Source organism: Streptococcus sp. Marseille-Q4154 (genome assembly GCF_916700545.1).
GTDB lineage: Bacteria > Bacillota > Bacilli > Lactobacillales > Streptococcaceae > Streptococcus > Streptococcus infantis_I.
The window spans coordinates 223806-236494 of the sequence record NZ_CAKAKN010000002.1; the positions used below are offsets into that span (position 1 = coordinate 223806).

A 12689-nucleotide genomic window follows, 5' to 3' on the forward strand; every position below is an offset into this window, starting at 1 on the left:
AAATCTCATTTCTACTATCTTTTTGTCTATTCAACAAATTCTCCAATCATACTATGTTTTAATGGCAAACTACACATTACTAAAAGGAAAATGAAGGAGGATTGAATCCAAAAGAGGGCCAAATCAAAAATCCCATGCACAGCAACTACTGTTAAGAACGAAAGATAAAGACCAACAATTGGACGCTTGCTCGACTCCTGACTCATATCAATTAATTTTCGAATTGGGTCTGAAGAAGCAATCCCTAATAATACCGTTCCTACCACACCGTAACTCAATATCGTATCAATGTATATACTATGAGCATGTTCGTGATAAGGAGCAAAAATACGAGGATAAGAGTGCATATAGGTTAGGGGCCCCTCACCCCAGAAGGGGTTTTGTTTGAATAAGGTCATACCTGCATTCCAAATTGACACTCGTTCTTCCATAGACGAATCGAGCGTTCCCATTCGAACTCCCAAATCACTCGAGAAGAGGAAGGCTAGACCAACACCAAATACTCCGATACTGAGCCAGAAGGCACGCCAGTTCTTAATGGTAGTGAAAAGATAAATAATCGCACCAAAGATAATGGCTGGAAAAGCTGTTCTATTTTGGGTGAAATTCAAGCCAAACAAATTCGCAAAGATTGCAATGAGAGAGAAAATTCTCAACCATCTCAATCGTGTCGTACTAATTAGGTAAAATCCAATCATAATACAGAAGCAACAGATAATCCCATAATAATTAGGATTAAAGAAGGCTACTTCTGCACGGTTCTGATGCCAGACCTGCATCTTAGGTGATAAGAAAGTATAATCAAATTTCTTTACAATCTGAAAATGCTCTAAAGCTGCAAAAACTGATGCTAGCACACTAAGCGACATAACCGATTGCAATATTAATCTGAAAAACTTAGGGGTTAAATGGGCTTGGTAATAGTAAAAGAAAATTGCAAAGAGGAACATTCCTAAGGTGGAAACCATCCCCATCACATTTTGAGCTAAAAGAGAGATAACACCACTATAGCCAATAAATAAAAGTAAGATAGAATGGTGGGATAATCGTTTTAATATCCCCTTCATCTCTCCTGTAAATATTAGACCTATTAAGTAGGCGATAAAAATAATAACAAAAATATAAAAAGGCAAGAAAATACTTAGAATAACAGCTAGCAAGACTAGTTCTTGCTTGGATAAGCCTTTCAATTTTTCAATGATACCTATTGATTTCACAACAGATCCTTTCTCTCTGCGCTATAAAGCTCAGATAAATAAACTATTAAAACATTTTACCATTTTTCAAATGATTTGAAAACCACTTTGTCCATGTCATCCTGACTAAAACTAGGTAAAATTTTATAGCGAGCTAAGATATCTCTCAAAGCGCGCATCCTTTTTTAAAAATATGGTACAATAAATCTAGTTGTTCCAGAAAGGACCTAGTATGAAATCCTACCAAGAAGTTTACAAAATCTTAGCTCATGAAACAGATTATTTAAGCGGAGAGAAAATCGCTGAAATATTAAACCTCTCTCGCACCTCTGTTTGGAAGGCTATCCAACGCCTCCAGCAGGAAGGGTTAGAAATTGACAGCATCAAAAACCGTGGCTACAAACTTCTTCACGGTGACCTAATCTTACCTCAAGAAATAGAAGCTAACAGCCCAATCTCAGTTCAATTTAAACCTATCACCAGATCAACCCAGAGTGATGCTAAGGAGGCCATGGAAGCTGGTGCCAAAGGAGATACACTCTACCTATCAACAGGCCAAACTATGGGACGTGGTCGATTTCAACGCCCCTACTATTCTCCAGAACAAGGTGGAATTTACATGTCTCTCCACCTCAAGCCCAATCTCTCTTATCTAGATTTGCCAGCTTATACACTCCTGACTGCAGCCGCAATTTATAAGGCTGTTAAAAACCTTTGTCTAATTGATTTAGATATCAAATGGGTAAATGATTTATACCTAAATCAGAAAAAAATAGCCGGTATTCTAACCGAAGCCATCACTTCTGTCGAGACAGGCCTTGTCACAGATGTTATTATTGGTGTTGGTATCAACTTTTCTATCGCTGATTTTCCCAAAAAACTACAAGGAAAAGCTGGAAGTCTCTTCTCTCAAAATAGCCCAATCACTCGCAACGAGCTGATTGCAGAAATCTGGAAATGCTTCTACGAAACTGAGGCCGATGAGCTGCTTTACCTTTATAAAAAACAATCAATTGTTTTAGGCAAAGAAATTTCCTTCAAGAAAGATCAAGAAATCATCTCAGGAAAAGCTTGTGATATCTCTGACCAGGGCCAACTACAGATCCAATTAGCTACTGGTGAAAAAATTTGGCTCAATAGTGGCGAAGTTTCGCTCACTAAATGGTGAAGATTTTTAAAAAATAAAAAATCGACCTCTCTTTCGAAAAGGTCGTTTTTCTTATCATTTATTTTTTCAAACGCTCAACATCACGCGCAATCACAAGTTCTTCATCAGTTGGGATGACAAGTACACGAAGTGTCGCAGCATCTGTAGAAATGTCTCCAGTTACTCCAAAGACATTTTTCTCTGGGTCTAGATCACAGCCAAACCAAGAGATACCTGAAATAACTTTCTCACGCACAAGAGTTGCATTTTCACCAACACCAGCAGTAAAGATAATAGCATCTGCCCCGTTTAGGACTGCCAAGTATTGTCCAATGTGTTTTTGGATACGGTCAACATACATTTCAAATGCCAAAGCAGCATCATGATCCCCTGCTTCCATTGCAGCAATCACATCACGCATATCACTAGACTTCCCTGAAACACCCAGCAATCCTGACTCACGATTAAGAATACGACTGATGTCCTCAGGCTTGTTAAAGTCCTCTGTATATTGCATTAAATAAGGAATGATGGCTGGATCAATATCCCCTGTACGAGTTCCCATCATAACACCACCAAGTGGAGTGAATCCCATTGATGTATCGATTGATTGACCACCTTTAACAGCTGTGATAGAAGCACCGTTACCAATATGGCAAGTGATCAACTTCAACTCTTCTAATGGACGTCCCAAAAGTTTTGCTGCTTCTTGAGCAACATATTGGTGACTTGTACCGTGTGCTCCATATTTACGAACCTTATTTTCTGTATAGTACTTAGTTGGTAATGGATAACGGTATGCTTTTTCTGGCATTGTTGTGTGGAATGATGTATCAAAGACTGCTACACTTGTAATATCTGGCAACAATTCTTTGAAGGCACGAATCCCAGCTGCATTGGCAGGGTTGTGCAATGGAGCAAGAAGTCCTAGTTCTTCAATTTTTTCTAAGACATCACCTTCAACAACTGTAGACTCTTTGAAGTACTCTCCACCTGCAACAACACGGTGTCCGACACCAGTAATTTCATCATAAGTTTTAATAATATTAAAACGAATCAAGTCATCAAGTAAAATCTTAACAGCCAAGGTATGGTTTTCAATATCAAGAACTTGTTCTTCAGAACGACCATCAAACTTAACTGTTGAAACAGAATCCTTCAATCCGATTCGCTCAATTAAACCTTTTGCAAGCACCTTTTCTTCTGGCATTTGATATAGTTGCCATTTCAAGCTAGAGCTTCCAGCGTTAATTGCAATGGTTTTTGTCATAAATTTATTCCCCTTTTTAAGCGTTTTCAACTATTATACCAAAATTTGCACTAGATTTCATGCCCTTGACACCAATTTTGAAAATTTTCCTTAAATTCCATCAAAATTTCAGGGTCACGAAGACTGGTAAGTGGATAAACAAATGGTTCAACTCCTTCTCCTGTCTTCTTTTGTAGGACAAAAATGCTCTTAGACTGAGCTCCTTGAGCGAAGAGATCCTCTGGTAAGGCCACAATAGCCACTAGTTGGGCCTGTTCAGTCAGCCATGATTTCAAAAGTTCACTCTGAGGACTTGTCAGGAGATCTGTTGGAGCTAGAAAAATCGCATAGCCTCCTGTTCTGAGATACTTGAGCGATTGTTCCATTAACAAATGATGAGCATAAGTATGTTCATTCTTAGCCGCTACTTGATAACGTGAGGCTATCTGATCATCTGGATAGTAACCGACAGGCAGGTCACTCACAATGATGTCACTTTCTTTTAATACTTGTGGACGTACTGCATCTCCTTGGACAAAGCCCATTTGAAGATCCATTACTTCCGCCATGCTTGCCGCCAAGTCAATCAAGAGGTCATCAAGTTCTATTCCCAGGTAGTCTACTTTTTTGTTTATAGATGTCAAGAAGCTAGTACCCAGAATTCCCATCCCAGATCCCAATTCCAATAAGCTCACATTTTCAGCAGGGAAAAGTTGTTCAATGATAAAAATCATCAAGTGACCAACCGCATCTGGTGTGAACTGGTGATTGGCTTGAAGAGGTTCTGTTTGAGCTGCCTTCATTAACAAAAATTGATAGGTCCGTAACCACTCCTCTTTTCGAAGTGCCAAACGTTTTAAGGCCTGGTTATTTTTTTTGACTTGCTCCAGAGCGGTTTGACCATCGAGATAGATCCCATTTTGTTCAATCAAGGCATCATAAAAGCTTGTCGCCAAATCGTTTTGAATGATTTGGACATTTTCTAGTAAATAGGTATATGCTTGTTCAATTTTTTCAAAATCCATAATCTTATCTTACCAAATTCAGAGCCGATTTTCCAGATTTTCATAATACTGAAAACAAATAAAAACCTCTGAGATGACTCTCAAAGGTTTATTCTACTATTTACTATTTTCAACAGCTGCTGTTACAAAAGCAGTGTAAAGTTCTTCAGGACGATTTGGACGACTTGAAAGTTCTGGATGGTACTGACAAGCCACAAAGAATTTGTTTTCTGGGATTTCCACAATTTCGACCAAGCGATTGTCTGGTGAAACACCCGAGAAGACAAATCCTGCACCTTCAAACTGTTCACGGAAGGCATTGTTAAACTCATAACGGTGGCGGTGGCGACGTTGGACCACTTCTTTGTTATGATAAGCTGCTGCTGCCTTAGAACCACGTTTCAACTTAGAAGGATAAAGTCCCAAACGAAGGGTTCCCCCCATGTCCTCAACATCAATCTGATCACGCATGATATCGATGATCGGATATTTTGTATCAGGATCAAGCTCTGCTGAATTAGCCCCTTCAAGTCCCAAAACATGACGGGCAAACTCGATACAAGTCAATTGCATTCCCAAGCAGACTCCCAACATTGGTACATCATTTTCTCGAGCATAGCGAATCGCTTGAATCTTACCTTCTGTCCCACGTTGACCAAAACCACCTGGAACGATAATTCCATCAGCGTCATCTAATAGTTCCGCTACATTATCAGCTGTCACATCGTTAGCATTGACCCAATCAATCTTGACTTCTGTATCATTGGCATAACCAGAGTGTTTCAAGGCCTCTACGACAGAAATGTAGGCATCTTGCAACTCGACATACTTACCAACAAGAGCAATTTTGACTTGTTTTTTTAGATTCATAACCTTATCAACCATAGCTGACCACTCTGTCATATCTGCTGCCGGTGCATCAATCTTCAAATGGTCACAGACGATTTGATCCATGCCTTGAGCTTGCAGATTAAGCGGAATTTGGTAAAGATGATCTACGTCTAAGGACTCGATAACTGCTTCTGGTGCCACATCACAGAACTGGGCTAGTTTGTTTTTAATCCCTTGTCCTGCTGGTTTTTCTGTACGAATGACTAACATATTTGGCTGGATTCCCAAACCTCGCAATTCTTTGACAGAGTGTTGAGTCGGCTTGGTCTTCATTTCTCCAGCCGCCTTGAGGTAAGGAAGCAAGGTTGTATGGATATACATGACATTTTCTGCACCCACATCAGACTTCATCTGACGAAGCGCCTCTAAGAATGGAAGGGACTCAATATCGCCAACTGTTCCACCAACCTCTGTAATAATAACATCAGAGTCCGTCGTTAGAGCGGCACGCTTGATTTTTTCTTTCAAGGCATCTGTAATATGAGGAATGACTTGGACAGTTGCTCCCAAATACTCTCCACGACGTTCCTTGCGAAGAACTTCACTGTAGATTTTACCAGTTGTCACGTTGGAATATTTGTTGAGATTGATATCGATGAAACGTTCGTAGTGACCCAAGTCCAAATCTGTCTCAGCCCCATCATCTGTCACAAAGACTTCCCCGTGCTGATAAGGACTCATGGTTCCCGGATCGATATTGATATAAGGGTCAAACTTTTGAATGGTTACCTTCAAACCACGATTTTTCAAGAGCCGTCCTAGGCTCGCCGCAACGATCCCTTTTCCAATAGACGACACCACACCACCAGTTACAAAAATATATTTCGTAGACATAGATTCCTCTTTCTAAAATGCTCAAAACCCTGTTTCCTAGAAGGGGAGATCGGAAACAAGATCTTCATCAAATACTACAATCCAAGATAAAAGTTCCCGGAAAAACAAAAATAGCTCCCTAATAACTAGGGAGCTCCGACCTCTAAAAGAGGTGCCCGAACAATATCTTACCTCAATTTGGTACATTTGTCAAATGTCATTCTTTACTAGATTTATAGTTCTACTGCAGAAAAGAAAACAACAAGGAGATTTCCTTGTTGTTTGGTATTATTCTTCTTCTTCCTCAGAATCCTCGTCATCTTCTTCAACAAGATCAACATCTTCCCCAAGATCATCTGGTGCGATTTCGTTGATTTCGGCGTCGTAGGCTTCTACTTCGTTCTTCTCATCGTCTGGATTTTCATCATCATAAGAAAGAGCTGGATCTTCTTCGTAGGCGTCCTCATCCTCTGGATCATCTGCACCGTAATCAATGGCATCAGCATCTCCATCCATAAAGGCATTAACACGTTTTTTCTTAGCCTTAGGTGCTACTTCTTCATCGTCACTTTCTTCAAGAGCAATGATTTCTTCGTCAATTTCATCTACTCCATACCATGAACGAAGGCCCCATTTGTTATCTCCAAGAGAGATGAAGCTACCATCAAAATTCAACTCTGTATAGAACAAAGGTAGTGCTTCGCGAATATCGCTATTAGAGGTACCAAGATAGTTTTGGATTTCATTGACCAAATCGCTAAAATGCATCTCGTGATCGCGACCACGTTGTTCCAAGATGGCACGAGCCACCTCAATCATAGATAGTTCACTTTTTTCTTGCCCAGCAAATACTTCTAATTCCAAAGCGTTTCTCCTCTTTTTTTACTACTAACGCCAGAGTATATAAACTCTGGTCTCATTTTATCACGTACTCTTTATTGTACGATAATTTTCTTTATTAGTCAAAGGTTTAGAAGAAATAATGTGAAATATTTCAGTTAAACGAAAGACCTGGGAGATACACTCACAGGTCTATTGATTTATTTATGACACAAGACCACAGCCCAATGCCAACCACAAACTGCCAGAGGATCCCTACAGAGATAAAGGACCATTTATTGCGCCAGATTAAGTAAAAGGCCCCTTTCAGGTTCTGCTAGTAACTCCGTTTCATCTCAATCCCTTTCCTTTTCTTTCATTCCCCTAGAATAGCGGAAAAGCCTCCCTTGTCAATGCGTTTCAAAAGAAAAAGGCTGGGTAAGCCAACCTTTTCTATTTATTCAGCTAAGAGCACTTCTTTGATGGTTTGTTTTTGGAGTTTTCTGTTGGATAGATAAAAGAGACTTTCATAAACCACAGCAAAAACGATCAAAGTCCAAAAGCACACATTCCAGTCAAAGTTATGCTCAATCTTTTCAGGAACGGTGTCTTTGATCACACCAATCAAGATTTCCATGATGCCATATTGATAAGCCGTCCCAAGAACAAATCCTAGATAGGCCCAGAAACGATAGGGAGAGAGAATATGACTTTGGCATTCACGATCGGTGTAGCCAAAAGCCTTCATCAAGGCCAAGGTTTCACGACTTTCTGAAACGACAATCCCCAATGACAAAAAGAGGATCGAGAAAGAAAGGATCAAACCAATCATAATCATCATGGTTTGGATGATGTCATCTGTGTAGTCCCTTAGCCCAAAAGACAATTGAACCATGGCCGCGAAACACATGGAGCCAAAGACCACAAAAAACAGGATCGATTTTCTCCCCCAAATCAGCGACAAAGACAGCTCTTTTAGGAAGGATTTTTCTTTCTTAGGAGCACTTTTTTTTCTTTTGACCTTAATCGGTGTTGGGTATTTTTTCAATAGGCGAAGGGCCGGCGTTTGTAGTTGTCTTCTAGCATAGCCAATCGCAAGAACCATAAAGAAAGTCGTTGGCAGTATCACTAAAGCGACCAGGAGCTGCCAGTGAAAATGAATGGTAATGTCTGGCAAAATCCCCTTCTCATTGCGAAAGTCATAAAAATGCCCCATCATAAGAAAAGAAGCGAAATAGCCAAGAAGCGCTCCAACTCCAAAACTGAGCCCAAAAGCCCAAAATCGTTTCGCCAACTGGCCCTTGCTATACCCCAAAGCCTTTAAAATTCCTAATTGTTCCTTGTGGTCATCGACAAATTGTTTGATATAAAAACACATGAGAAGGATCGACGTCAAGGACAAGACAACCCCACTGACCATGGCTACCATCCAAGATAGCGAAACCTGGGCATCATAGTAGGTCTGAATCATCGGATTGGTTTTAGAAATCTCCAACTGCTCGATATCCAGATAAAAATTCAAGAAGAGATTGGCCACAAAGACTGCACAAGCCCCAATGATACTGACGACAACTAATTTTCGAATATCTTTTACTGAAAACATGGCTTACCATCCAATCTCATAAGCTGTCTGTGGCTGATCATTGGTCACAACTTGAGTAATCTTGCCACTATTGACGCGAATGACGGTTCTGGCCATATCCGCAATATTTTGGTTGTGCGTCACCATGATGAGGGTAAAACCAAGCTTTTCCTTTAACTTCCAGATATAGTCGAGAATCTTGCGCCCTCTTTCTTCATCCAGGGCCCCCGTCGGCTCATCTAAGAAAAGAATCTCTGGCTTTTTGGCCAGGGCACGTGCAATGGAGACTCTCTGCTGTTCCCCACCAGACAATTCACTTGGATACTTGTCTAGCTTATCGCCAAGACCCAAATCTTCGATAATTTGCAAAAAATCATGATTGTTTGCCAGGTCAGCTCCCATCTTTACATTTTGTCTGACCGTAAGATTCGGCAATAAATAATACTGCTGGAAAATAAAGGCAATCTTCTCACGTCTAAAGGCCGTCAATTGAGCATCCGTGAGCTGCGATAAATCCTGTCCTTGAATGAGAATATGCCCCTCATCTACCTTTTCTAATCCGGATAACACGTTTAAGAGGGTTGACTTTCCTGATCCAGAAGGACCTAGTATAACCACATCATCCTGGTCTTGAATCTGTAGATCAATCCCTTTTAAGACCTTGCTTTGGCCGTAGCCTTTGTGAACATTTTCTAGTTGAATCATTTCTTTCCTACCATTTCTTTGATGAGAGATTGACAAACTTCTGTCAATAAACCAATCACTTCTTCCATGCTGAACTGATAAATACCAGAAGCAACCATAGAGGCCATACCGTGTGAGTAGATGAATAGATGCTGGTACAAGCGACTAGCTTCCTCTAGCGTCAACGGATAGTCTGCGACAATCGAATCCAGAACCAATTGGTAACTATGATCCTTCATGGAAAGAAAATCTTGAAAGCGACGAATCGGATCTTTGCTAGGATTTTGGAAAAGCAATTGAAAAAGTTGGGGCTCTTTTGAGGCAAACAGGATATAAGCAACTCCGACAGATCGAAAAGGCTTCTCATCTTCTAAAGCCTTTCGTATATACTCCACCACCACCATCTCCGCAGCAACAATAACCTCTGCTTGTAACTCAGCCATATTTGCAAATTGCCCAAAAATGACTCTTGGTGTGGCTCTCAATTTCTCTGCTAATGCTCGAGCCGTCAAACTAGCTATTCCCTCTTCTCTCACCAATTGTAAAGCTGTCCCAATCATAGCCTCTTTACTAAATTTAACCTTAGGTGGCATAAGACTCCTTTCACGCAACGTTTGTTGCGCAACGTTTGTTACCTAAAAGATTACCATAACAAAGAAAACTTGTCAAGAAAAATCTGTAAAGCATAGAACAAAAAAACCAGCCCACTGATACAAGTGACGTCTGGTATACTAAATCTAGTCCCGAAGATTCGAACGGCGCTTGAAAACTTTACCCAGCAGAAGCTCACAATAGCCATAGCCATAGATATCCGTTAGATTAAGGTGTTGATGCCAATCGACAAGGCCGCCTCCACCTCATCTTCACTCATCTGGCTGATCAGCATCATCCTAAGGACAATGATTAACAAATGCTCATTTTCAGCAACATCCATATAGTTCATGTCCTTCTCATTTTCATTCTTTTTTCATTATAAAGTAAAGAAGACCAGACAGCAATGAATTCGTAAAACAAAAACACCTCCAGTATTCACTGAAGGTGTCTCTTTTAGTGATAGCTTAAAGCTCGTTTAAAGGTTTTCCAGATACCTAAATCATCTGTTTGGAGGACTAGGCTGGCATACATACGTCCGATAAAGGCTGTTGCAGTCACAGCAAATACAACTGTTATCGCAAGAGAAATCCAAGCCTCGATACTATTTGCATAACCATTAATAGCTCTGAAAGGCATAAAGAAGGTTGAGATGAATGGGATATAAGATCCAATTTTCAAAACCAAATTATCCCCAGAAGCCCCTAAGGCGGTTACCCCTATAAAACCTACCATAATTAAGAGCATCAAAGGAGACAAGGCCTTACCAGAGTCTTCAGGTCGAGAAACCATAGAACCTAAGAAGGCAGCCAAGACAACGTACATGAAAAGACTAACCAAGACAAACAACAAGGTGTTCAGAGAAAAAGCTTCTCCCAAATGACTTAGAATACCTGAATTAGCCAAGAAAGGCATATCCTTAAAGAATAAGATAGCTCCAAGTCCGCCTACAACATAAATACCAATATGAGTCAAAATGACAAGAAGTAAGGCAATCATACGTGCGTAAAAGTAGTGACTAGCACGAATACTTGAGAAGACCACTTCCATAATTTTTGTCCCTTTTTCACTGGCTACCTCTTGAGCAGTGACACTGGCATAAGTAATCAAGATCATATAGAGGAAGAAGCCTAGTCCTGCTGCCGCAAAGGTTTGGACCATCTTTTTACTTTCCTTAGATTCATCAATCTGCTCTGAGAATTGAATCGTTTGTGCCAAGTGCTGTTCCTGTTCCTGAGATAAATGTGCCTCCGAACGATTGAGTTGGTATTGAAGCTCATTCAACTTAGTTGTCACAGCTAACTTAATGCCACTCTCTAGTGAAGTTTCACCGTGATAGACTGCCTTGAGAATACTACCTTCTTGATCAATGGTCAAATAACCTTTTATTTTTTCATCCTTGATGGCTTCTTGGGCGCTTGCTTCATCCTTATAGTCAACATTAATGCCATTGGTCGATTTAAGACTCTCTGTTACAGCAGGCACCGAACTAACTACAGCCACCTTATTATTCTGAGCCAGAGAGGAACCTTGAAGATAGCCAATTCCTCCAGATAAGCCGATAAAGAGAAAGGGCGAGATTACCATAAAGAAGAAACTCCAGGATTTGACATGACGTAGATAAGTTTCTTTGATTACAACCAACATATTTCTCATACTTCCACCCCTGATTCTAGTTTAAAGATTTCATCAATTGTCGGAGCTTGCTGGTCAAAGGTCGCGATATAGTGTCCTTGAGTCAAGATAGCAAAGAGCTCCTGTCCAGCATTTTCGTCATCTAGGATGAGCTTCCAAATTCCCTGCTTGGTCAAGCTAGCATGAATGACATGTGGGAGTTTTTCCAAGTCTTCCTGACTCTTTTCACTTGCAACAAAGAGTCGCGTTTTGCCGTATTGATTACGAACATCTTGGACTGGTCCATGCAAGACGACACGCCCATCACGAATCATAAGGATATCATCACATAGCTCTTCGACATTGGTCATGACGTGGTCTGAAAAGATAATGGTTGCACCACGTTCTTTTTCTTTGAGGATTACCTGCTTGAGCAATTCGGTATTGACTGGATCCAGACCACTAAAAGGTTCATCTAGGATAATCAGATCTGGTTCGTGCATTAAAGTAATAATCAACTGAATCTTTTGTTGATTCCCTTTTGAGAGACTCTTAATCTTGTCTGTCAATTTTCCCTTGACTTCCAGTTTCTCCATCCATTGAGGGAGTTTTTCTTTGACTTCTTTGGCATCCATGCCTTTTAACATGGCTAGGTAACGAACCTGCTCTAGAACTGTCAACTTAGGCATGAGACTACGTTCCTCGGGTAGATAGCCAATCCGAGCATAGGTTTCCTGACGAATTTCCTGGCCATCAAACTGAATTTCTCCTTGATAATCCAAAAATTTCAAAATACTGTGAAAAATGGTTGTTTTCCCAGCTCCATTTTTCCCAACCAGACCTAAAATTCTTCCAGGCTGAGCTTGAAAGTCAACGCCAAACAAGACTTGTTTGGGACCAAAACTTTTTTCAAGATTGCGGACTTCTAACATAATCCACCTCCTACTAATCTTACCCTCATTATACTCCTTTTTTTAGTCATTACAAGGATTTATGTACATTTTTATTAGTAGAATTTACTAGGCATTTTTTATATCAAGACGAATAAGATTCAACTTCATTTTTCTTTCTAATATTTGGCATTTACAAAGACAAAAAA

12 protein-coding genes are annotated in these 12689 nt (G+C 40.2%); 1 reads left to right on the plus strand and 11 read right to left on the minus strand.

Features of this window, described 5'->3' with window-relative positions; genetic code table 11:
- Positions 1 to 26 precede the first annotated feature (26 nt).
- Entirely contained in the window at positions 27 to 1217 is a 1191-nt protein-coding gene (locus LG369_RS06275) for an O-antigen ligase family protein (RefSeq protein ID WP_049494171.1), read from the minus strand.
- A 211-nt stretch (positions 1218 to 1428) separates the two neighbouring features.
- Between LG369_RS06275 and birA the strand changes: the two genes are divergently transcribed.
- Positions 1429 to 2364, plus strand: a complete 936-nt coding sequence (gene birA, locus LG369_RS06280; protein WP_225750632.1) for a bifunctional biotin--[acetyl-CoA-carboxylase] ligase/biotin operon repressor BirA — start codon at positions 1429 to 1431, stop codon at positions 2362 to 2364.
- Positions 2365 to 2422: 58 nt separating this feature from the next.
- On the opposite strand, the gene LG369_RS06285 is transcribed toward birA, so the two are convergent.
- From LG369_RS06285 to LG369_RS06330, 10 genes are all read right to left on the minus strand, one after another.
- Positions 2423 to 3613 carry an acetate kinase gene (locus LG369_RS06285; RefSeq protein ID WP_006155691.1) on the minus strand — a complete coding sequence of 397 codons (1191 nt, stop codon included), beginning with the start codon at positions 3611 to 3613 and terminating at the stop codon, positions 2423 to 2425.
- Between the two features lie 50 nt (positions 3614 to 3663).
- The gene (locus LG369_RS06290) at positions 3664 to 4617 is read right to left on the minus strand and encodes a class I SAM-dependent methyltransferase (protein WP_225750633.1); all 954 of its coding nucleotides are present in this window, start codon (positions 4615 to 4617) and stop codon (positions 3664 to 3666) included.
- Positions 4618 to 4713: 96 nt separating this feature from the next.
- Positions 4714 to 6321 (minus strand): CTP synthase, encoded by a 1608-nt coding sequence (locus tag LG369_RS06295; RefSeq protein WP_004252126.1) that lies wholly within the window; start codon positions 6319 to 6321, stop codon positions 4714 to 4716.
- Positions 6322 to 6588: 267 nt separating this feature from the next.
- Positions 6589 to 7164, minus strand: coding sequence for a DNA-directed RNA polymerase subunit delta (gene rpoE, locus LG369_RS06300; RefSeq protein WP_004252124.1), 576 nt, complete (start codon positions 7162 to 7164; stop codon positions 6589 to 6591).
- A 412-nt stretch (positions 7165 to 7576) separates the two neighbouring features.
- The gene (locus LG369_RS06305; RefSeq protein WP_225750634.1) at positions 7577 to 8722 is read right to left on the minus strand and encodes an FtsX-like permease family protein; all 1146 of its coding nucleotides are present in this window, start codon (positions 8720 to 8722) and stop codon (positions 7577 to 7579) included.
- A 3-nt stretch (positions 8723 to 8725) separates the two neighbouring features.
- The gene (locus tag LG369_RS06310; RefSeq protein ID WP_225750635.1) at positions 8726 to 9406 is read right to left on the minus strand and encodes an ABC transporter ATP-binding protein; all 681 of its coding nucleotides are present in this window, start codon (positions 9404 to 9406) and stop codon (positions 8726 to 8728) included.
- Positions 9403 to 9978 (minus strand): TetR/AcrR family transcriptional regulator, encoded by a 576-nt coding sequence (locus tag LG369_RS06315; protein WP_225750636.1) that lies wholly within the window; start codon positions 9976 to 9978, stop codon positions 9403 to 9405. The genes LG369_RS06310 and LG369_RS06315 overlap by 4 nt, the downstream gene beginning before the upstream one ends.
- A gap of 221 nt (positions 9979 to 10199) precedes the next feature.
- Complete coding sequence (locus LG369_RS06320) at positions 10200 to 10328, minus strand: glutamyl-tRNA amidotransferase (RefSeq protein ID WP_225750637.1); 129 nt, start codon at positions 10326 to 10328, stop codon at positions 10200 to 10202.
- Positions 10329 to 10432: 104 nt separating this feature from the next.
- Complete coding sequence (locus LG369_RS06325) at positions 10433 to 11632, minus strand: ABC transporter permease (RefSeq protein WP_225750638.1); 1200 nt, start codon at positions 11630 to 11632, stop codon at positions 10433 to 10435.
- Positions 11629 to 12522, minus strand: coding sequence for an ABC transporter ATP-binding protein (locus LG369_RS06330; RefSeq protein ID WP_036757078.1), 894 nt, complete (start codon positions 12520 to 12522; stop codon positions 11629 to 11631). The genes LG369_RS06325 and LG369_RS06330 overlap by 4 nt, the downstream gene beginning before the upstream one ends.
- Between the last annotated feature and the right edge of the window lie 167 nt (positions 12523 to 12689).